The 23,039-nt window shown below is 46.9% G+C and carries 15 protein-coding genes and 1 pseudogene; 13 read left to right on the top strand and 3 right to left on the bottom strand.

Going from position 1 to position 23,039, the window contains the following annotated elements; translation table 11 throughout:
* Both D328_RS31335 and D328_RS0111005 read left to right on the top strand, forming a co-directional pair.
* Window positions 1–1,808 (top strand): annotated as a pseudogene (locus D328_RS31335) (hypothetical protein); the annotation flags it as partial.
* 49 nt (window positions 1,809–1,857) lie between these two features.
* Window positions 1,858–2,310 (top strand): toxin-antitoxin system YwqK family antitoxin, encoded by a 453-nt coding sequence (locus tag D328_RS0111005; protein WP_018885060.1) that lies wholly within the window; start codon window positions 1,858–1,860, stop codon window positions 2,308–2,310.
* 133 nt (window positions 2,311–2,443) lie between these two features.
* Here D328_RS0111005 and nfi read toward each other — a convergent pair whose 3' ends face one another.
* The gene (gene nfi, locus D328_RS0111000) at window positions 2,444–3,079 is read right to left on the bottom strand and encodes a deoxyribonuclease V (protein WP_051091134.1); all 636 of its coding nucleotides are present in this window, start codon (window positions 3,077–3,079) and stop codon (window positions 2,444–2,446) included.
* A 480-nt stretch (window positions 3,080–3,559) separates the two neighbouring features.
* Here nfi and D328_RS0110995 point away from each other — a divergent pair, with 480 nt between their 5' ends.
* From D328_RS0110995 to D328_RS0110975, 5 genes are all read left to right on the top strand, one after another.
* Entirely contained in the window at window positions 3,560–4,036 is a 477-nt protein-coding gene (locus D328_RS0110995) for an SUKH-3 domain-containing protein (protein ID WP_018885058.1), read from the top strand.
* Between the two features lie 629 nt (window positions 4,037–4,665).
* On the top strand, window positions 4,666–5,787 hold the full coding sequence (locus D328_RS0110990) for a glycosyltransferase (protein ID WP_018885057.1): 1,122 nt from the start codon (window positions 4,666–4,668) through the stop codon (window positions 5,785–5,787).
* The gene (locus tag D328_RS0110985; RefSeq protein ID WP_033412696.1) at window positions 5,784–7,055 is read left to right on the top strand and encodes an MATE family efflux transporter; all 1,272 of its coding nucleotides are present in this window, start codon (window positions 5,784–5,786) and stop codon (window positions 7,053–7,055) included. Before D328_RS0110990 ends, D328_RS0110985 begins: the two co-directional genes overlap by 4 nt.
* A complete protein-coding gene (locus tag D328_RS0110980) occupies window positions 7,039–8,265 on the top strand; it encodes a glycosyltransferase family 4 protein (RefSeq protein WP_018885055.1) in 1,227 nt (408 codons plus the stop codon). Before D328_RS0110985 ends, D328_RS0110980 begins: the two co-directional genes overlap by 17 nt.
* Window positions 8,225–9,136 (top strand): glycosyltransferase family A protein, encoded by a 912-nt coding sequence (locus tag D328_RS0110975; protein WP_018885054.1) that lies wholly within the window; start codon window positions 8,225–8,227, stop codon window positions 9,134–9,136. The genes D328_RS0110980 and D328_RS0110975 overlap by 41 nt, the downstream gene beginning before the upstream one ends.
* On the opposite strand, the gene D328_RS0110970 is transcribed toward D328_RS0110975, so the two are convergent.
* Window positions 9,104–9,808 carry a response regulator gene (locus D328_RS0110970; protein WP_018885053.1) on the bottom strand — a complete coding sequence of 235 codons (705 nt, stop codon included), beginning with the start codon at window positions 9,806–9,808 and terminating at the stop codon, window positions 9,104–9,106. The two genes, D328_RS0110975 and D328_RS0110970, sit on opposite strands and share 33 nt — an antisense overlap.
* A gap of 45 nt (window positions 9,809–9,853) precedes the next feature.
* On the opposite strand from D328_RS0110970, the gene D328_RS0110965 reads away from it, so the two are divergent.
* The 3 genes from D328_RS0110965 to D328_RS0110955 are packed head-to-tail and all read left to right on the top strand — an operon-like array spanning window position 9,854 to window position 16,514.
* Window positions 9,854–10,303 carry a hypothetical protein gene (locus tag D328_RS0110965; RefSeq protein ID WP_018885052.1) on the top strand — a complete coding sequence of 150 codons (450 nt, stop codon included), beginning with the start codon at window positions 9,854–9,856 and terminating at the stop codon, window positions 10,301–10,303.
* Window positions 10,300–12,033, top strand: a complete 1,734-nt coding sequence (locus D328_RS0110960; protein WP_018885051.1) for an ATP-binding protein — start codon at window positions 10,300–10,302, stop codon at window positions 12,031–12,033. Before D328_RS0110965 ends, D328_RS0110960 begins: the two co-directional genes overlap by 4 nt.
* Window positions 12,034–12,089: 56 nt before the next feature.
* Window positions 12,090–16,514, top strand: coding sequence for a hypothetical protein (locus tag D328_RS0110955; protein WP_018885050.1), 4,425 nt, complete (start codon window positions 12,090–12,092; stop codon window positions 16,512–16,514).
* Between the two features lie 10 nt (window positions 16,515–16,524).
* Here the strand turns inward: D328_RS0110955 and D328_RS0110950 are convergent, their stop codons facing one another.
* Window positions 16,525–17,217, bottom strand: coding sequence for a response regulator transcription factor (locus tag D328_RS0110950; RefSeq protein WP_018885049.1), 693 nt, complete (start codon window positions 17,215–17,217; stop codon window positions 16,525–16,527).
* 158 nt (window positions 17,218–17,375) lie between these two features.
* On the opposite strand from D328_RS0110950, the gene D328_RS0110945 reads away from it, so the two are divergent.
* From D328_RS0110945 to D328_RS0110935, 3 genes are all read left to right on the top strand, one after another.
* The gene (locus tag D328_RS0110945) at window positions 17,376–18,719 is read left to right on the top strand and encodes a sugar phosphate nucleotidyltransferase (protein ID WP_051091133.1); all 1,344 of its coding nucleotides are present in this window, start codon (window positions 17,376–17,378) and stop codon (window positions 18,717–18,719) included.
* A gap of 203 nt (window positions 18,720–18,922) precedes the next feature.
* The gene (locus D328_RS0110940) at window positions 18,923–19,630 is read left to right on the top strand and encodes a hypothetical protein (RefSeq protein ID WP_018885047.1); all 708 of its coding nucleotides are present in this window, start codon (window positions 18,923–18,925) and stop codon (window positions 19,628–19,630) included.
* 267 nt (window positions 19,631–19,897) lie between these two features.
* Window positions 19,898–22,870, top strand: a complete 2,973-nt coding sequence (locus D328_RS0110935) for an S-layer homology domain-containing protein (RefSeq protein WP_018885046.1) — start codon at window positions 19,898–19,900, stop codon at window positions 22,868–22,870.
* The last annotated feature ends 169 nt before the right edge of the window (window positions 22,871–23,039 follow it).

Here is a 23,039-nt window from a genome sequence, read left to right as displayed (position 1 = left end):
GATACTTCGGGACCGAGCATGGTAGTGAGCTGAAGCTGGCGCCGAGCCATGTGAACCTGCAAAAGGACCCGGAGGGTGCGATGCTCGTCAGTCTGAACGACGAGACGGGGATTGAGATTACCAGTCCTGGCAAGCTGACGATGACCGCCGAGTTGGAGCTGGAGCTCTATACGCCGCAGCAGATCATTCTGGGCAGTGAAAGCCAGATCTTGGTCTACCGCGGAGAGAGCGAAGCAGGGCTGGTGGTGGAGAGCGAGTACCACCTGCTGGGCGAGAAGGTGTGGGCTGACGGCAGCGACCGGACGAGCTATCCGCCGTTCGACGATGAGCCTGAGCTTGGCGAAGAGCCGGAGCCGGACCCGCCGTTCAACTGGGGCAAGCTGGTGAAGAATGTGCTGGTTGGCTTAGCAGTCGTCGTGGCTGTCGCAGCTGTGGCGGCCCTGACTGTTGCGACACTGGGAGCAGGCCCGATTCTGATCGGAGCAGTAGCCAGTGGTGCGTTGATTGGGGGCGCGATGGGTGTCGGGATGATGGCCGTATCGGATATAGCCCGGGGCGAGGTTAGCGACATGAGTGACTATGCGTTGACCGGGCTAAAGGACAGCTTCATCGGAGCGGTAAGTGGTGCCATCTTCGGACCGGGAGCTGCCGTCGGAACAGCATTTGCTCGTAAGATGGGTATGGCTGGAGCGGAAGGTGCCTTCAGTAGTATTATGGACCAACTGCTACGCGGGGAGAAGATTAACTGGAAGACCGTAGCGATGGATGCCGGGATTGGCATGTTCACCTTAGGAGCACTGGACAACAAGTATGCCAAGCAGTTAGGCGGCTTTATTGGGAAGATTGGCAATAAGATCAGCCCAGCTTCCATTAAGTCCGGGATCTCGAAAGGGATGGATAAAGCAGCAGCAGGGTACCAGAAGGCGCTGGAGAAGCTCAGTGAGGCAGGCAGTGTGCTTGGAAAGAAGATGAAGGATCTTGGCAAGCATGTTGTTGATTTTGGTGAAGCCTTAAACAAAGACCTGAACATTTTGGCTAAAAATGCAAAGGATTTTGCTCAAGGAGTAAAGAACGGTTTCCAAGGATTTTCAGATACGCTTTTAAATCGTCGATATGCAACTGAAAATGGGCTTGAGATCCCGCACGTAAATGTTTCTAATTCATCTAGAACGCCAGACTTGGAGATTACACCTGAGAGACAGCGCCAGATCGATGCGCTTAAGAATGGTGAATATTCGGGGACATCAGGAAATAAAGGGACTGAAGGGACAGGGGGAATTAGTTCATACGATAAAAAGCGTAGTGTGGAGGATATTAAAAAGGAACTTACTGAAGATACCTCTAATCGTGCTAGAGAAATATTGGAAAGTGGTACTTCTAAAAAAGAAATGGTGCCATGCTTATCTGGTATACACGATCCATTAACGAATACAACTTTTTTTGGACAGAACTTCAAAAATAATGCAACTATGAGACAAGAATATCAAAAATGGATAGATAATGATGCGGACCCCATTATAAAGAATCTAGTTAAAGAGTATGAGTTAAAGATCGCTAGTGGGGAGATTAAACTTTCTGAGGTTGCTGATACTCGATTAGCCGCTCATTCAGAAATAAGAGCATTAGATCAAGTATTAAAAGCAAGAAGAGAAGCGAACCTTCCTGTTAATGACTCAACTATTTCGGAACTTTTTTTGCATAATATTGATTTATATAAATCAGATGGAGTGGGTAACATTGTAACAAAAATCCGTTGTGAAAACTGTCGCTATTTAACAGATGGAATTAATACCGTGGGCCATAACTAGTTCATCTTGATATATTTCTTAATAAAGACAAATATCGGGAGGTGGTTGTATGAAAAAAGTGAATTTTAGTGATCTTTTTACCGAAGATGATATTCATACGGGGGATTATATTTTTTTTCATGATGAGAACAAAACAGTACCGTTTAATGGAACAGTAGTAGACTATCACAATGGAGTTCTTGTTTGGGAATTTGAGGTAGAAGATGGGTTTAAGACTGGTATTGAGAGGGTTTACTATCCCACAGGTGAGTTACAGGAATTTAATGAGACTGATCATAATACGATTAATGGTATAGCTAAAGAGTTTTATAAGAATGGTCAGTTAAGATCACAAAGTGTTGTCATTAGGAATGTCTATATAAGCACAGTAAATTATAATGAAGCTGGAGATATTGCAGAAACATGGGAAATTAGTGAGGAAAATACGGGTTATAATGTTGTTCGTGATAGAATACCGGAATATAGAAGCCGATATAAGTTAGAGCCTCATCAGACAACATAGTTCATAGAACTAGCTAATAACTAAGATTTACTTTGATGTGGAATAAGGACAATAATCATTATTGTGCGTAATATAAGTAACGGGAGAAGATGGGCGAAGTTTGACCATCTTCTCTTTATTATCTAAGAAAACTTCAACTAAGTAACATACTTTTTTTCACTAACTGGTCAGCAAGCCGAGTCGTTTCGGGCAACCGATATTTTGGCGATAGCTTGAGTATCCAATGACATGCAGTGATTAGGGATATCCGATGGCCGATAGAAACATAGATAGGATTAATATTATTCTGTGTTCTTAATACATTACCAATGATCTCATGATTATCGATTAATGGCGACTGGGCTCCCCTATGTAGTTCGGGTTCTTCATAACTGCCTAACAGCTTAGTTTTCCCACATCCAATTGTAGGTATATCATAAAGAATCCCTAAATGACAGGCTAAACCAAACCGTCTAGGGTGGGCAAGACCTTGTCCATCACAAACAACTAGCTGAGGGGTGGTCTTTATCTTTTCAAATGCTTTAATAATTGGAGGAAGTTCTCTGAATGAAAACAATCCAGGGATATATGGAAATTGAACTGTATCTTCAATAACAACTGACTCTACCAATTTTAATGTCTCTGTTTCTAAAATGACAATCGCTGCTATTAACTTATCATTGGTCTTGCTGTAAGCGACGTCTACTCCCGCAACATAGTGTATTTGATTGAAAGAATCTTCTTTAATAACTTTCTTGGCCAATTCCTGCTGTATATTAATGGCTTCCATTTCACATATATTCCAACGATGGTGTTCAAATGCCTTCACTTTTAATTCCTCCAAATGCTAATTAGTAACATAATTATTATAACAAGTATTTCGCTGTGATTCATTCCAGCGCTTTTTTAAGGTTATGGGAAATCTTAAGATAGCTTGATAGCTTCTAATAAGGAATTACTTAATTCTGTTACTGGGTGTGAGTGGTCAAACAAAGCGAGTACCACCTGCTGGGCGAGGTTAGCGATATGAGTTACACGCCAAACCGTCTTATGCTAAAGAGCTATAATTTAGAGTATCTGCATAAGTCAACTTATACAAAAGTGCTTCTGAAAAAAATGCACAGGAAATTTATCGTTTTAAGGAATCATGTGATAATTGCGAATTATTGTATGCGCCAACAGCTAGAATAGTAGAATTTGATGGAACAGTAGATGACCTATATAACTATAATGCAAATGAGAATTAGTAAAAAAAAGGAGATTTGGTTTTATGTTTAAAAGTGAGTCGATTAGAAACTTATTTATGCAGAACGGCTGGTTTGAAGGAAGAAAAGTTGACGTAACTCCTTTCTTGAGTTTTTATAAAGAACTTGATATTCATCCATGTAGTATAGCTTTGAATATCTTAAAGGAATTTGGGGGCTTGGTTGTGAAGACCCCGTCAAAAGTAGTCAAATCTGGTTGCTTGACCACCTTGGTTATTAATCCCTCTTATGGGGGAATTGAACTTGAGGAATTATTCGAGTTTGAAAACTTGATCAATCAGAAGCTAACCACTCTAGGGGCATTTCCTAGAAGTGAGATTGAAATTCTAGTTTCCGAGTCAGGTGAATTTTATTTTGCTGGTAATAGCGAGTTTTTATATTTTACACTTATCAGTAATGACTTTTATGAAATGTTAGAAATGTACTTTAGTAAAAAGTTTCTTGATGGTATTGAATTTCCTAATCTATACACAGAAGAATAGATTATGGGACTATCTAAAAAGAGAGAATCATTAAATCTAATTTAAAATGAACGTATTCCGTTTAAATTCTCCAAGGGCCCCCCAAGCTGATTCGGAGCTTTTTTAATGCCTCTCCCACATCATAATTCCTCTCCATGCTACAAAATCCAACATGAAAATATTCCGCGTACATAACCAAGAAAAATCCTCATTCCTCTATATTTTAGTTCTTTGGAACTATATTAATAACCAAAAAAACTCCAATTATATAGTTCTCTTGAACTGATTTCGAATACTCTCCCTTTCTAAAATGTGAAATACTTTATATTTTTCTACTCCCCACATAGTACAAGCCATGTCAGCTATTTTGTTAAGAAAATATGAAGTTATGCCAAGGAAGCTTCACGACTTCACACAAACATTCTTAAAAGTCGAATTGTAAAATGAAGCTAGGCACCTGCTTAATATGCACTAAGGGCCTAGTTCAAGAGAAGGGTAGTCATAGCTATGGAGTAGGTATGAGCTACTAGAAGGAGTGGTAGAATTTTGTCTTATCGTGGCAATTCATTTGCCAACGGTATAAGCATGAACACTACCTTTGACGAACAATCAACAATATAGTAATTCGGAGGAAAAAGGAGAGGTTATGTGTGCAGGGACCTATAGCCATTTTCAGCGATAACAACAGGGCTATTGATTATCCCAACGTAGTTTATTTCTATGAATATGTTAAATGCGAGAGCCCAGATGAAGCTACGGCGTATGAGAATGCATCCTGTTGTCTGATCGACTACAGAGAGCCAGAGGAAGCTGTGCGGGTCTCGAATGAGATTCGCAGTAGATTTCCAGAAATGCCACTGTTAATCGTAACCGATGTAACGGCTACGTTCAGTGACCAGCACATGGTTCAGATTACCGGATTCGGTCGTTTGCGCTTGTTATTCTGGCAACCTAACGACAACGAGAAGATGCTGTCTGAGATCCAAAGCTTGCTCTACCCGGAGTATTCAGGAAAGGGGCAGCACATTGCCTTCATTCTGTCGGTGTATAACGAGGAGCAACGTTTTGTACATGTGAAGACCTTTGCCGAGCGGTTGCAGGCTTTTATTCGTAGTCAGATTGTGGAAGGATCCATTTATCTCATTGATGATGGCAGCCACGATGAGACCAATACGTTGATCCGGGCGCTAAAGTCATCTACGGACTTGTCCGTCAACCGGATCAATCCGAACTTCAGTCCACTGCTTCAGACCCGGGAATTGGATCGCAATACGCGCAAGGCAGGTACTTATCTGGAAGGAATGCGCTCGATCGGGGCGGATTACTACGTCTTCGTGGATGCAGATGACTCCTTTTTTATCGAGGACATCGCCAGAATCATCAACGTGGTTAGACAAGGCTACTACGATGTTGTGATTGGAACCAAGGATATGACAGCCGAGAATCGCTCTCTATTGCGCTCTGTAGTCAGCTTTGGCAAACGTACGATCTCCCGGCCGTTTCTGCCAGCAGGTGTGATTGATTCCCAGACAGGACTCAAAGTCATGAGCTCCGTGGCTGTGAAGCGGATGTTCCCGTATCTGAAAGAGCATCTAGGGCTCGCGCTGGATCTGCAAATGATGTATATTGCCAAGCGCCTGCAGCTACGTGTATTGCAATTACCTGTGAAATGTATTGACCGGGACGGATCGCACATCGACGTGCTGAAGGATTCGCTTCGTTTCCTGCGCTCGATGATTGACATCTGGCGTCTCGATCGGCGGGTGAGATGACCACGTTACACAAGCGATTGCGTCCATTAATGTTTCCTATCTTCAATGTATTGCTGAACGGCTTTAACTTCTTCTTCCACATTGCTGCGAGCTGGTACCTTACCGGACAAGCCTATGGCCAGGCAAATGCACTGTTAGCGCTGTTTGCTCTGCTGTCTGTTCTGGGATTATCGCTACAACTGATGATCGCCAAGCTGGTATCCAAAGGAGGCCCGAACGAGTCGCCGCGTCATCTGCCGCTAGGGACACTGTTACTGAAGGCTCCTTTGCTGCTCACGGTGCTGTCCATGGCTCTGCTAGTGCTGGTTCATCCAGTGCTGCGTTCGGTATTAGGCGTCGAATCCCTTCCGATGTTCATGCTGTATAGCCTGGTGGGGCTTCATATTCTGGTCAGCTCCTGTCGGGGAAGCCTGCAGGGCAGGGAACGTATGCTGTCTCTTAATGTGAATTACTATATTGAGGTATTCGGCAAGCTTAGCCTGTTTTTTGTGCTGGTTGCATTGGGTCTGAAGCTGGAAGCACTGCTGCTAGCGAGCTGTGGGGGGATGCTATTGTCACTGCTTCACGGATGGTTCGTCTCGTCTAGAAGCGTATCCTTCAGCGGTAACAACAGGGGCCGTATCTCTGCCGGGCTGTGGAGAGCGCTAGGTCAGGATTTCACGGATAGCCTCATGACCAATCTGTTTATCTTGTTTTGCATTTCCATCGACATGCTGTACGTGCAGCATTTCTTTCCTGAGCAGGCCAGCAATTATGCGATTGCGCTCAAGTATAGCCAATTGGTGTATTACGTCTCATACAGTCTGATCGCAGCATTTATTCCGAAGCTTGGCGCGCAGGGTCACGACCGTCAAGCTGTTGCCAAGCTATTAGCCATTTATGCAGGTTTAATGGTTGCAGCAGCTATTTGTGTATTTGTAGGCACGACCTATGTGTTCCCGTGGTCCATACCGTTGTTATTCGGACCTTCGTATCAAGCGGCGGAGGTATTTATTCCATGGGGCGGATGGGTATACTGGCTGTTCTCCATCGTATTGTTCTTCGTCCACATGCATGTATTGCTGGGTAGACGCAAATTTATGATTGGCTTATTAGCAGGGGTTGCCGTGCTATTGAGTGCTTTTCATATGGTTCACAGAGAGCCTTTGGATTTCTTGCTGTCGCAATTGGTGGTCTATGGCGCCATGGCCCTCTACTTCGTGGTGGATGCCTATTTCTATTTATCCAAAATCAAGATCAGGGGGGCGCTTCATGAGTACAATACGTGAGCAGGACGACATCACCGTCGTTCTACTATTATCCTGGCGTGATATTCGTTCACCTAAAAGCGGGGGAGCGGAAATATTCACGCATGAAATGCTCAAACGTTCACGGCAAGCTCGTGTTCGCTTTATCCATTTTTCGCCCCAATACGAGGGCTTGCCTGAGGAAGAAACCATCGACGGCGTAACCTATATTCGCAAAGGAAATATAGCGAGCGTCATTGTTCATGCCATGCGCTATTATCGTCGTCATCGCACAGCGATTGATTATGTCGTGAATCAGGCAAATACTCACCAATTCTTTACCCGATTCTGGGTGGAGTACTCCAAGCGTATCTTCTTTATCCATCAGCTAACGAGAGAAATCTGGTTCGAGAATGCCAAATTCCCGTTAAATGTGGTTGGTTATCTCTTGGAGCCCTTGATGCTTAAGCTGGCCCGGAAGGATCGTACACTTACAGTCTCTTCCTCTACGCGGTATGACCTGCTGAAGCTGGGGTTCCACCCGGATCAGGTGCACCTGTTGCCGGAGGGGATTGAATTTGAGCACTGGAGACGTGACCAATTTCTGACCAAGGAGCCGAATCCCACCTTTATGTATGCTGGACGATTTGTGAAGTATAAAGGGATTGACCTGGCCGTTGAAGCCTTTGGCAGACTTAAGAAGAACTATCCGAATGCTGTACTCTGGATTGTCGGCAAAACTAACAAAGCCTATGTAGAGGAACAGTTAGTACCGATTATGAAGCAATATGGATTGACTTATGGAGAGCCGGATGAGCAGGGGCAGCCGCAGGCCGACGTTACCTTCTTCGGATTCGTGTCTGCCGAGCTTAAGCTGGAGCTGATGAGTCGTGCCCATGCGCTGGTATTTCCATCCTTGCGTGAGGGCTGGGGGCTGACCATTACCGAGGCGGCAGCTGTCGGGACTCCAAGCATTGTGAGCAATTCGCCTGGACTAGTAGATGCTACGGATTTCGGAAAGAGCGGATATCTATGCTTCCATGGTGATGTGCGCGGACTATCTGAGCAAATGGAACGAGCAGCGAAGGGTGGAGAGGAATATTTGGCCATTCGTGAGCGGGCGTACCAGTATGCATTGAAGTTTCATTTTGATCATACAGCAGTCGCATTGGACAAGCTGCTGGAACAATGGATAGAGGAGGCGGAACAGAGTGGACAAAGCGGTCATTCTCTTCTCCACGTACAACAATGAACGGAACATAGAACCATGCCTGCGAAGCTGTATGGGGCAAAATTACAAGGATCTGCACATCGTGATTGCCGATGACGGCTCAGAAGATCGAACGGTGGAGGTCATCCATACGCTGGCTGCGGGGAGCTCAGTGCCTGTTACGGTATTAGAGCTTCCTCATGGAGAGCGTGGAGTTGCACGAGTGAGGGCGGTCGAGGAGGCCCGGCAATTGGGTGCCGACTACATACTTGTACTCGATTCGGATATGATTTTGGCGGAGAATTTGATTCAGCAGGGCGTTGACTATTTTGACGATCATCAGGATACGGGAGCGCTGGTCATTCCTGAGGAGGCTTACACTGAGGCAGATAACTTCTTCTCGAAGGTAAAGGTCTTTGAGCGCAATGTAATTAATAATGCAGGGGAGACCTTGGGAAAACGCTCCATAGAGGCGGCTCGCTTCTGGCGGATGAGTTCCTATGAATCGACAGGTGGGTTCAATGCGGAGCAGATTGCTTTTGAGGAGATCCAGCCGACACTGCGTTATCTGGAGGCCGGTGGAGTCATCCGCCGTGCAGTATTTACACGAATCTATCATGACGAGAAGCAGGTATATCTGAAGGATGTATTACGCAAAAAAGCCTATTATTTCTCGGTGATGGATCGGACGATGTCATCGGAGGAGGGCGGATGGCGAAAGGCACTGGAACGCTGGTACTTCTTCCGTCCAGTGCTGTATACGTGGGGAAATGTTAAGCGTTATGTTCGTCATCCATTATTGACAGCAGGCATGCTGTGGATGTACGTCTGCCTGACTGTAATAGGGGGTGCCGCCGTCTTAAGAAGCGGCAGCCGTAGCTCAAGCGATCTCGCTAAGGCGGATAAGGCGTAGGGAAAGATGTCCTACATTCAGAGTATCTACGGTGTAAAGGTCTGGATCGGACGATTCCAGTTCGTCATGTGGTATGAAGAGTGAATGAGCGCTTAGCTGTAGACCCTCACGGTCAGGATCACGAAGTGAGCTGCCTACAGGATACAGATCTGCAAGTGCCGCGTGTGCAGCCATTACGGTATGCCGATCATTCAGCAGCACATAAGGCCGATAAGGTGCATTAAGAATGCTGTCCAGAAATACCGATAAATTGGAAGCGAGGTTCTGATCCGCATACATGTTGCTGCGATTAAGGCGAGCCTGACTCAGCGCTTCATCCAGTATCTTCTTGAGAGTATCGTCATCCAGCTCTAGCGGCTTGGTCAAAAAACGGAACACGCCAACTTGATTAATCGCTGCCAAAATGGACTGCGTATGTAAGTGACCTGACAAAATAATCCGTACGATATGTGGATAATCTTCCTTAATCATACGAAGAAACTTAAGCCCGTCCAGACCTGGCATAAGCAGATCGGATACTACTACGTCTATCGGCTGTTCCTTCAGCACCTGTAGTGCTTCCTTAGGTGTATTCGCGGTATGCATGATGAATGCTTCTTGCATCAATGTCCGTTCGAGAAGGGACAGAACCATAGGGCTGTCGTCCACGAACAGAATGTTTTGGGGTGTCATAAGAAATACGCAACTCCAATCACAAAGCAAGGAATGAGGTACTACATGTATAATATCAGCGTTTTGGCATTTTTGAAAGACGCCAATACAGAACGGGCGCTCCGTCAGTTCTGTGAACGATTCGATTCTGCGGAGCAGAAGCTGTGGGAGAAAGGCATGCTCCTGCTTCACCAATACCACGCTGCCCGGCATGCGAGTATGACACTGACCGTCTCCAGCACCCTTCAGCATATGGATGATCGCCATGAGATCTACATCATTGATCTGCGTGAGTTCAGCGAAGAGGAGCTGGACCGAACTTATATTGGAAAAACCTGCGAATTGATCTTACTGACGGATGGGGAGACGGAGACGGCTGCACGCTTTGCCTCACTCCAGCGCAGAACTCCCCGGCTGCTATGCGCGCGACTGCCACTCGTCAGCTACGAATTGGAATGCTTGATTCAAGCGGTTCTGATCCGACTCGAACAAAATGGAGAGGACAAGGGAGCATGAAGCAATGGATTTTATTAAAGCCGGGCTGGCAGAAGGCGATTACGTATCTGATCGTACTGTGTGTAACGGTCATCCTGGCTGTCGTGCTCCAATGGCTGGTCATGCGGCAATTCAGCAATCACTTGACGGACATACAAAGCGAGCGACTTCAGTATGAGGTACAAGAGCTGTCCGCCAATATAACCGAGCGATATGCCGCTTGGGAGAGTGAATTGAAGGAGCTGTCGGCAAGTCTGGGCGTAGATGTGCTGAACCAGGGAGATCGTCAATATACCGAGGGATGGAAACGCGAGACAGGGATCTTCTACGTGCTGGACGATCAGTATCGTGTCATTGCTGGACAGAACAATCCCGAGATGACAGGTGCGGTGCGGCAGATTCAGTGGCTGCAGAACGGCTGTGCAGTAAGTCCTTTTGTAACGGAGGATCATCAGCCAGTTCAGTACATGGTCTGCAGAATTCCAGGAGCCGAGACGGGTGGCTTCATGGTGCGCACGATTGATGCCGACATGCTTAGTGGGATTATTAGAAGCAAGCCGGTCCATCAGCATGAGGTCTTATTTTACAATAATCAATTTAAGGTTGTGGCCTCTCGGACTGAATCCGAGATTAACCGCACGGATATTACGGACGTCACTCGAAGACTTCTGGAGGGCAATACAGGCGTCATTGAGGTAGACCAGAAGAGCTACGGCATAGGCTTCAGCCGCATTGGAGAAGAGGCGCTGTACATTTCAGTGGAGGATATCAGCCAGGAGATTCCTGAACGGATCGCTTCCTTCCGCACACAGCTATGGATGGTGCTAGCCGTACTGCTTCTGTTGCTCTGGGCCCTGCTTGTCCAGTTCCGCAACCGAACGGTGAAGGATGCCATCGTAAATAATCAGGTACGCGATCAACGGCGTGATGAGGATGTTAGGCAGCAGCAGGACACGTATTATTTGCCGTTAATGCAAAATATCGAGCAGCGGCTGCAGGTGCTTCAGGAGCAGACGGCTCAGCTGACGGGTGGAGATGACTTGAAGCTGTTAGGCTTCTATCATGATCTGGCCAATCGCTTTGAAGCCTCCTCCAGTCAAGGAAAGGGAGCCGCCCATGAGGAGGTAGAGTATTTCCGGGAGATCAATGATACCTTCATTCAGGGCCGACTCCGACAGGAATCCAGCTTGGGTGAGCTACTCACGGAGGTCCGCACCCTGCGCGAAGACCTGCAGGAGAAGATGAACGATCATAGCGGAATTAGCTTCACAGACCTGAATGAGGTGCTGACCGAGTCGCTGAAATGGGCGAAACGAACGTTGCACATGGAGGAAATCCAGGTGGTCCTGCGCCAGGAGCCTGTTCCATCCATTGCGGCCCAGGCACCGCTGTTGTATAAGACGATTCAGGGACTGCTGGAAAATGCAGTGCAAGCGATGGAGAAAAATATCGAGCAGACAGAGGGACAGGACAAAAGTCGAGCAGGTCTGCGAGCGAGGCGTAAAGCACAGATGCTCAAGGTTAGCTCGCGGCTGGAGGAGGGAGAAATCATGATTATCATCGAGGATACGGGCGGTGGTATTAATGATAAGATGCGCTGGAACTATTTCCAGCCGGATTATTCTCAAAGTCCACAGGAGCATGCATTCAGTCTATATAACATGGATGCATATCTGAAGACGATCGGCGCACGTCTGAAGCTGCGCAATACAGATCAAGGCTTGCAGGCAGTAATCCGCTTGCGACGCTAAGTACGGAAGCTCAAAGCCGACAGTATCGTGTGAATTTCAAGAGAGGGGGCAGAGGCATGAGAAAATGGATATTTCGTTTCCGCTATGATCTGGCGGCTATGGTGTTGATGCTAATCGCCATAGTTGCTTATCTTGCCCCCATCTATGAGCCAGGACAAATTGTGTTCAGTGATATTGCCTTTGGAGCCACCTCTCATCGCTATCTGGAGGAAATCATGGGGGTATGGAACGAGCGTTGGTCCACCTCCACCTTGTTCAATGCCCCCCGTATCCTGTATATTTTGCCGTTCTATGGGCTGTCCTTGTTATTTGATGAGAGCGGGCCGGTGCTACTGAAATCCTTCATCACGGGCTTACTTTTTACATCAGCATTTTCGATGTATGCCTTTGCCAAGCGTCTCGTGAGCGTGTATTACTCACCTAGCTTCACGAAGACCCGTATATTTGCTATTATGATCGGCGCATTGTTTTATGCGCTGAATCCCTGGGTTATTTTCCGCATCCAGCACATCTATCTGCTCTGCGGGTATAGCTTGTTTCCGTTAATGCTGCGCTTCTTTTTTAGCGCGTTTGATCCTAAATTTCAAATTCAGCTCATTGCCAACTATAATCCGCACAAGCTGTACCAACGAAACTGGATTGATCTGTTTCTGCTGGCTGCGGTATTCACGGTCAGTGCAGCTGCCATTCACTATTTCTTCTTCGGGATGATCTATCTGGGCTTATTCGTGATGCTGTTGTTGATCAAGCTGACCTGGACGTACCGTAAAGCCGGACGAGCTTACATACAGGCGCTATACGGCAATTTTATACGCAAGGGCCTCATTTTTGGTGTGTTCTTTGGCCTGCTTAGCTTCTATTGGTTGTCCCTCTACGTGGGTAGCATCCTGATGAATGCCCAGGCTTCCCAGCACAATATCAATGTAGTAGATACGTTGTCCTTATTCAGCCGGAACAGCGGTCTGTCGAATGTAGCTTACTTGTTAAGCTATTGGTGGCCCATGTTCTCCTTCTCCTTACTGCCTGCAGTATTTTATATTGGCGGAGGCTTTTTGTTACTGCTAATCGGCTACGCCATGATGACCAGATCGCATAAGAATCCGATCATATTGATCTTCTCACTACTTACGATCTTGTTCTTGATTGCTGCGACCGGGACGACGTTCCCGTCTATTGCAAAGTGGTTTGTTATTCTGGTAACGAAGACACCCGTGATTGGTTCTGTATTCCGTGATCCTAACAAATTCATTGGGCTACTGGCGCTGAACTTTGGGGTATTGCTGACCTTTGGTGTGATTCAGTTCATGGAGTGGTTCGGCTCATCTCCTTTGCAGCGTACATATAAGAGGCTGGCAGTGGTCATTGTTGTCGTATGTCTCGGTGTGTATGTGGCTCCCTTACGTACTCAGTTCATTGAGGGCTACTACAAGCCGGTTCAAGTTCCACAGGAATACAGCCAAATGGCTGACAAGCTGACAGACCCGGAGCGCTTTGACAGCAAGGCATTGTATTTCCCGATTGCCGACAATATGATCCAGAGCTACAACGGAGTAGCCACGCCAAGCTGGAATAAAGGGAAGACGGCTAACGAAAAAGCAACTGGAGATTTTCAGGTGTATTCTTCTCCCAAAAACACAATTTTCCATCATGAAGGGAACGACCCCGGAATCACCTATTATCTGAATTTCCTGCAATATGTAATGGATCATGGTCTAAGCTCCCGCCTCGGCAACCTGTTTTCAGCCTTTGGGATCAACCAGCTTGTCTACCATGACGAATATGTGGGGCAGGAGAAGCGACAGGATTTTCACCTGTCTCAGCTACAGGCTCAGAGCGGATTGAAGAATACCTACAGCAATGATATTTTCTCTATATTTAATCTGGACCAGGCACCTCCATATATGAACATTCTACGGAGTAAAATTGTGACCCCGTACGGGTTCAGTCGACTGGAGAGCTATAGCCATCTACCAGGTTTTGATTTCAGTCGCTTCGGTGTCTTGTTCAGTGCATTAAAGCCAGAGCTGAACACCATTCAGACGGTAGGCAAGGACGACTATGTGGAAGCCATGTCCTTTAATGATCTCCTGCTATCCCAGCTTCCTGCGGAATATTACCTGCGTCCTTTTGATGCGATCGAGGATGGCAATGCTTTTTTGAAATGGTCCAAGACCTTTACCTCGACAGGGGAGTGGCTGTGGTACTTATCGTCGCAGAACATCAAGAACTTTCCATTTGATATGGAGCTGGATGCAGGAGTTGCCGTCACCTTTGCTACCCAGAAGCTGGATGTGGCTCCTTATCAGATGAACAGTATTGAAGGGAAGACCGTTCTGGATTTTGACTCCATGCTGCGAACGGAGACCTTCTTCAAGCCTGATAATCCACAGTTGTTCAGTGTACAAGCTAATCCTCGTGAGGAATTAAATGATGTACCGACGCTGCAGGGCGAGATCATGAAGGGGGACCCGAGCAATATATGGCAGGTAGCCAGATCGGGCTTGCTGGAGGCCGAGGAGAATAATCCCTATCAGTTCAACATTACGGTCTCTGGTCGCGGGACGAACAAGATGCACGTGAAGATGAGGTTTTATGATAAGGATATGCGTGAGCTGGGGGTCAGCTATGTGGTTGCACCCTCGGAGGGATATGATTTTGATAGTGTCAAATTTTATGGAGAATATGTATCGCCGCCCGGCAGCTATTGGATGCGTATGGATCTGCTGACGCTCCAACGTCCACAGCAAAAAAACTATTGGTGGATTCATGACATCCAGCTGCGAGATTTGGGGCAATACAGCAAGCCTAACTCGTTCACGATGCACAAGAAGCTGGATCAGCAGCAGAGCTCACGTGTGTATGCCAGAGTGCTGATGAACAGAGCCGGCGGGAAGCTGCAGGTTACATTACCGGATGGAGTAGTTGAGATTGCTACTCATGATGAAGGCTTGAACCAATTCCAATGGGTAGACCTGGGAGAGCACACCTTCCCCGAGGGGGATTCTTCGATTACGGTATATAATCTGCAAGGCTTTAATGCCGTTAACCAATTTGCGATTGTACCTGTGGACCAGTTGGATATTCTGTCGTTTCCAGTAGAGCAGGCACTGAAGCGTGGCAAGCTCTTCTTCACCCTGGAGGCCGAGAATGATTTTGAGCTGCAGGGGAATGTACAGACACAGCGAGCGCTGCCACGGCTCAGTATGGGACGAGGAATCAGCTTCCAGAAGGGAGTCTTGAGCAGGGACGTGGAGGTCGTCAAATCAGGAACATACTCCACAGCCATCTTGGCCGATTTGCCCTCAGGCTATCAAGGCGAGCTGACGATGGAATGGATGAATAAGGAGACAGGTGAGCTTCTGACCCGAAAGATTCGCACAGATGAGTCGTATAGGCGCTTACCGGCTACCTCTGCATCAGAGCTGCAGGTGATGGAGACTGTGCCTTATCAGGATGGCTTCTCGAAGCAGATCATAGAGGTGCCCGGTGTCTTGAGTAATTATGGACGAATTGAATTCAAGGATCTATTTTTCCCTAAGGGGCAGTACCGATTGTCTCTAAAGCTGGATAGCCAGGTCCCAGCCTTGAGCACCTTTGCAGATATTCACCGCATGGCGGGGCAGGAAGTGAAGTTGATGCCGGGGGGAGATACAGAGGAAGCTGTAGCAACGAATGTAGGCTGTGTACCGGATTTCCGTCCGGGTCAGACAGAGCTGTCTTTGACGGATAAGGAGTTGTCGATCCGCTATGCAGCAAGCTATTCCTGTGACTGGAACATTTATGCATCTCACAAAATCGAGGTGAAGCCTCTTCAAGAGTATTCTGTTCAGTTAGATGCGCGGTCAGAGCAAATTGGCAGTCGGCATATGAAGATCATTTTCCTGAATCAGGAATCTCAGATTCTCCAGACCTCATACATCGACGAGGTAGAGGAGCGGGATAAGGAGCAATGGAATCATTATGATCAGATTGTGACGGCCCCTAAGGGAGCCATTTATATGCAATTTCAAATTTTGGCCAATGCAGACAAGAAGCAATCCGGATTATTTCAAATGAAAAATTATTCTATCATTCCTTATCAAGCGATGATTACCGTAGATCAATTCACCCTGTTTGAGGGGAACGATCTGGATACCTTTCTTGTAGCTCCTAATGCTACCGAGAGCATTCAGACCAGTCGATGGAGTGCCATGGAGTATGGCTTCACCCTCTACAACCCGACGCATCAGGAGGTACTGATCCGTGCAACCCAGTCCCCCAACCCCCTGTGGGAGTTCAGGTTGGAGGGGGAGCAGCAGCGAGCCCGTTTGTCTGTAAATGGGGTGACAAGCGGTTTTCTGACGAACGGTAGTGGCAAAGGTGAGGTGGTCATCATTCTGGCCTCCGCCTACCGATTTGGCTGGATCCTGTTCTTCATCGGGCTACTGGGTGGAGTAGCATGTATGCTTCCTTATCGTTACTGGAGAAAGCGCAAGCGATGATGGTCTCGACCTAGAGCTCATATTTGTAGCCTCTACCCCAGACGGTACGAATGTGCTGCGGATTTTTCGGGTCACACTCGATCTTTTTGCGAAGGCTGGAAATGTGCACATCAATGGTGCGATCCAGGTAGGCTCTTTCTCCCCCTTTGATGCGGTCCATGAGCTCGCTGCGAGTATACACCTTGCCCGGATTGCTGGACATCTCTTTTATAATGTCAAATTCGATCTGAGTCACTCCGATTTCCTGATCATCGACGATCAGACTATGGCGGTAATCGTTCACCCAGACTCTTAGCTTTTTGTGCTTGGGGATTACCGTCTGCGCTTCATTCAGACTGCTGCCAGATCGGCGTAGCAAGGCTCTGATCCGGGCATGTAGCTCTATCAGACTGAAGGGCTTGCATAGATAGTCATCGGCTCCGTCATCCAAAGCCTTGATCCTGATGTTCAATAGATTGTTACTAGAGATGATAAGTATAGGAACCATGGAGCATTGGCGAATCTCGCTAATCAACGAGGACTCGGCCTGTCCAGAGAACATCAGATCGGTCACGATGATATCCGGCTTAAAACGCATCAGGGCAGGAAGAGCTAGCTTGTAGTCAAAAATCAGATCGGTATGATACCCTTCCTCCTGAAGATGGAGGGCGATCATATCTGCCAAATTTTTTTGATCTTCTATGATGAGTATTCTAGTAGGCATAACTAACATCTCCTGTGTGGACAAGTTGAAATACGTTGCACAACTATGTCACTGTTGCGCTGCTTCATACTTATGTATTCGGCAAAAATGTTAAATATAAATAGCTTCACATAAGTAAAAATGATCCAATTATGGGAAAGGTGGTTTCGTCTTTGCGAATGATCTTGTTATCTGGAGGCTCAGGCAAGCGGCTGTGGCCTTTATCCAATGTGAACCGTCCGAAGCAGTTTCTATCTATATTACGTCATCAAGAACGACCGGAAAGCATGCTCCAAAGAATATGGCGCCAACTGGAAGAAGCAGATTTGGCTGCCTCAGCTTATTTCTCAACCAGTGGGACCCAGGCTGAGCTCATTCGAGGGCAAATTGGTGGAGAGGTAGTCGTCATAGAAGAGCCTGCTCAACGTGATACCTTTCCAGCAATAGCGCTTGCTGCGACCTATCTGCATGATGTAGCTGGTGCCTCGCAGGACGAGATCGTATGCGTCATGCCAGTGGATGGCTATGCGGGCGATGATTTTTTTGAGCATCTGCGCAGACTTCCTTCCGTGCTGAAGCAATCCGGGAGCGATCTTGCATTAATGGGCGCTGTTCCGACCGAGCCGTCGGATAAATATGGATATATTATGCCCGTGGCGAATGCTGACCCTGATCAAGCCTTCTATCATGTCAGTTCGTTTGTTGAAAAGCCAGATCTCATCCGCTCTGAGGCTTTAATTCGTGATGGGGCGCTATGGAATTGTGGTGTATTTTCGTTCCGGCTCGGCTTTTTGCTGGACACACTACAGCAGAAGGAATTGCCTACGGATTACGCATCTCTTTCGACAATTTATGCAGAGATTCCAAAAACTAGCTTTGATATTGCGGTTGTGGAGCAGACACGTCAGATCTCGGTGCTTCCATTTACCGGAGAGTGGCGGGATTTGGGGACCTGGGATTCAATGGTACGGGAGATGAGCTCTGAGCTTAGTGGACCTGGATTCATTTCAGAGGCTTCATATGATTCGCATATTATTAATGAATTGGACATTCCAGTGAGCATCTGGAACGTTCCTGGGATTATTGTCGTTGCGGGACCGGATGGCGTATTGGTGACAGATCGACAATCTTCTACAGGCATTAAGGATATGGTGGCGGAGATTGAAATCGGCCCTCGATTTGAAGAACGCTTCTGGGGAAAACAAACGGTATTATCTCATCAGCAGGCGGCAGATGGGTTACAGACGCTGACCAAGCGTGTTGTTATAGCAGAAGGTAGAGCGATCAGCTATCATGAGCACCAATTCCGAAAGGAGATCTGGACCATCGTCTCAGGAACAGGCAGCGTCTGTATAAATGATGTGACACAGCGCGTCAGTCCTGGTGAGCTGATCGTTGTAGAGCCTGGGGTAAAGCATTCCATTATGGCGCTTGAGGGGGACTTGGAATTCATTGAGTCGCAGATCGGACATATCGTGTCAGAGACAGATATTTGCAGATATGAATTTACACATCAGGATTAAATCCATTTTTGTCAACAATAGGACTCATATATTGATTCAAAGGACTGAAAGTGGAAATAGAGGAGAAGAGAGAACTATTTTTTGGCGCATGCCTTTCTTCTAAATTTTAACTGTCAGTATAATTAGTGAATCGCTATAATGCATTGTATAATGCGTCTTAATCGAATTATGCAAATGGTTACGCAGGAGAAGGAGAAGGTATAATGCTGAAGAAATGGCCATTACTATTCCTAATGGGGATAATCGTATTAGCGTCTGCAGGCTGGACCAACGGTGTAGCACATGCAGGCTATTATTACGAATACACTTGGGATAAGTACAAGGGGACTGAGCTCAGGACGTTCAAGCTGACACCTGTGCCTGGAAGAGAAGGCGTCATGGAGCGGACAAAATCTCTTGCTGCTATTAGCAAAAGCGCGAATGTATATGGGGACTTCAACGGCTTCCTGACAGGGGGCAACACGGGAGTGGCAGTTAAGAGTGTAACGGATGGCGTGTATACATATTCAATTACGGATTCTGTATATCATACAGAGCCGCTAATCGTAGATTACGCTAGCCCAACAAACGAAGGTCATACCGGGTGGAACGGGACGGAGTCTATCCAGATTTTTATGAAGGGATCTGAGGCGGCAGCTCTGGCAGAGCAGTTTTATGAGGGGACCGCAACGGAAGGACGCTATCATTTTAATACAGATGAGGTCTATCTGATTCATTTCTGGCCTAGCACGGGACAGTCAACTGCGATTGGGATGACGGCTGAAGCACTCGTGGAGGAAGGCACGGCTACATTGATTAACCGAGTATGGGTCGGTCAAGTCAAAGACAGAGATCCTGCGGCTTTCCCCCAAAATGGGATTTTAGAAGATCACTATTATATCTATAAGGGATCTGAAATTAAAAAAGACTAAAGTCGTGCGGAAATATCTGCAGGTCAGAATGAAATAACAAACGAAATAACATTTGTATTCTTCGAACCACTTGAGGAAACAGGTGTTATTTCTTCTTTTTTACACTCCATATTCAATTCTGGAGAAAAGATTCCGATAACTCAAGTATATACAGTGTGGTGTATGGAAGTTATGAAAATCCGTTCTAACCCAAGAGAATCATTACTATGGAGACTCATGCAGAGCAGCTTAGTGCGAACTCGTAAGGAGGTGCAATGATTCCCAATAATGAGTAGTGAAAAAAAGTTGAAAGAAATGAAGCATTACATGGCTGGGTTACTGGCTGTCTGGCTGCTCTGTATACATAGTGCAACTATTTATGCCGACAGGTCCTTTAACGATATCGAGCATTCCTACGCAGCTGATGCCATTGAGACGATGGCTGCGCAAGGATATGTTACGGGCTATGAGGATGGGAGCTTTCGACCTTTATATTTTATTTCGCGTCAGGAATTTGCCAGCATTTTTGCCAAGACCCTGCAGCGAACATCGAATAACAGCAACGCAGCTTCTTTTCGTGATGTATCCCTCTGGGCTCTGCCTTATGTACAGGCATTGCAGGAAGAGCGTATTACGAAAGGAATAAGTGAACAATTATTTGGTGCCAGGCAGAATTTGACTCGTCAGGATATGGTCGTTTGGTATGCCAGGTATTTTGGCGTCTCTGAAGATACCCAAATGACCAGTATTCCAAGCTTCGTGGATCAATCGGAAATATCAGATTATGCACGAACTAGCGTATGGTTGATGGAGCGTTTGGAATTAATAGAGGGCGATACGAGTAGCTACTTCCATCCGAAGCAATATGTGACTAGGCAGGATGCCACATTGGTCGCTTATCGGATCTGGCTAGGTGGGAATAAGGTGAAGGAACGTGCCCAGCGCTTACTCGCAGGGGATGAGGCTGAAACGACGGATCAGCCTAACAATCCATCGGAGTCGGACACTGGGGCCACCAATGTCAAGCCTCTGAATCCGGACACCGGGAGGTCCAAGGATCGTGACTCTAGGCCAGTGACACCAAGGCCCCCGGTGACACCACCGGGTCCAGATCCAGGACCACCGGTGACACCACCGGGTCCAGATCCAGGGCCACCGGTAACACCACCGGGTTCAGATCCAGGGCCACCGGTGACACCACCGGGTCCAGATCCAGGACCCCCGGTAACACCACCGGGTCCGGATCCAGATCCACCGGTGACGCCGCCGGGTCCAGATCCAGGACCCCCGGTAACACCACCGGGTCCGGATCCAGATCCACCGGATGATGAGGGGGATTTTGTTGTAGATGAGGTTGTCATTAAGGCACCTGAGCTGGTGAACGACACGAATACGTATCCTTCGTATCAGCTGTCATTTGAGCTCTACAATAATGGACAATTGATCAGCATTCCCCCTGACAGTGTCACCAGTGTTACCTACACATTTAGTGATACATTAGGTGTGTTCGATCATCAGGGCAGAATAGCACATGCCAATCATATTCCGTCAGCAGGTAGCGCTATTCCTGTAGAGATGCGTCTAACCATCGGCCAACCTTATCAGGTGCTGGTAGCCCAGACCCTTCTGATTGTGAAGGAGAAGGAGCCTTCACCCGAGCCTCCGAATGTAATCAGGTCGGTATATTTAGATACGTATACCATTGCGGAGGCTGCTAACCTAGATCCTGCTGCCTGGGGGATGTCCTTCGTCTTTCATAATGCTCAAGGAGAGGTTATAGACCCTGGCTCGTTACCATCTGATTTGAAGATTCGGATAGAGGAATCTACGGGCGTGTTTGATGAGAATGGGAAAATCGCCAATCTACATCTCATTCCCCCAGTGAACTCGGTTATTCCGTTCAAAATCAAGGTGGATTCAGCCTCCCAGGGAGTAAGTCTCATAGCGGATGGGGAATTAGCGGTAGTACCTGGAGCAAGCCAAAAGCAGTATTTTGCTGTTTCCATCATGCTACAGGGTAGCGCGACAACGGTAGCACAGATCGAACAAACCCGTCAACTGCTGGCGGATCGCTTTGGTCCCAACATTAAAGTGACATGGGCTATGGAGAATGGCTTTGTGTTTGTAGATGCCAATCGACCACAGCTTAGCAAGGTGTTGGAATATGTAGATCAATTCGACGATGAAGTCGGAATTCTGGACGGGTATCCGAACAATCTATACGAGCTTCCTATCTGGGAAATGCGTATGGGTGAATGGCTGTACATGTATCGGTATAATGCACTCAATAATCTGCATCAGTCCGGGACAATGGGATCGCCATCCGTGTTCGAAAGCATGGACACGGACCAATATCGCAAATATCTGCCAAGATCTCTGACCAGCTTCACGGTCAATCCCGAACAGACCCAATGGCTTAAGGATAACTACAGAATTACTTCTGCCATGGGATGGTCAGCTACACAATATAATGTGAACGGGATGTACGGTGAGGGCTCGCCTTTGATGCCGTACTGGTCCCATGAGAAAAATCCTATGGTTCCTGCACAAGGGATTGGCGATAATAGCGGTACCGTATTTATGAACTCCATCACGATTGATCCCATTGGTTCAAGGTATACAAGTGATTCTTCACGCTGGACGCTTCATCCAGGTGATCCTTACGTGACAGAAACGGATGCAGCACCACAACTGTATATAGCACAGCAATATCTGGATAATCCTTATCAGCGTCTGAATACGTTGAATTACATGTCCATTATTCTTGATATTCATTCGCTAGCGAACAACAACAATATGGCTCAGATTTGGCAAAACTTCGTGCAGCACTTCCCGGCTGACCGCGAGATTGAAATCGTGGGCGTGGATGGGCTCAAACAGGCTTACACCTCATTAGCCGGATCGAATAATAGCCAAACGGAGTTTACTCTTATGTTTAGAGGCTCCGGTATTCAAGCAGCTATGGATTCCAATCATTCCCCGGCGAATCTGCGTTACTTGTGGACTGAAAATGCTTCACAGCGGATCATTTTATCCAAGGAGGATGGGGACACGGCGTGGACGATCATTGATTTTACAGATTATACCCGCAGTCCGGTTCCTGTTACACCGTATAACCTGGATAAAGATGAGGATATAAGCTATGTTACGGGGAGAAATTTCAAGCTACAGCCTACAGCGCCATTAACAGCCGAAGAAATTCAGCGTATCAAGGAACGTTTGCAGGATATCTACTTTGCTGAAGATGTGAATTATCAATAAGCTTACGGGCTACTTACAGTAGACCCTAGTAAGGATAGACAAGAATCGAGAGCGAATTGCTGTCGGTTCTTGTTTTTTTGCATTGTTTTTTGTATGAAGCACTATGAGCAAGAAGCCTATGCTGCAATAATGTACTATAGCCAGTTCTTCGCTTGGCGTAAGATTCGGG

It is taken from the genome of Paenibacillus massiliensis 2301065 = DSM 16942 (assembly GCF_000377505.1).
In the GTDB taxonomy this organism is placed as follows: domain Bacteria; phylum Bacillota; class Bacilli; order Paenibacillales; family Paenibacillaceae; genus Paenibacillus; species Paenibacillus massiliensis.
Note: the sequence above shows the minus strand (reverse complement) of the source record. Positions and strands in the feature narration are given on the sequence as shown.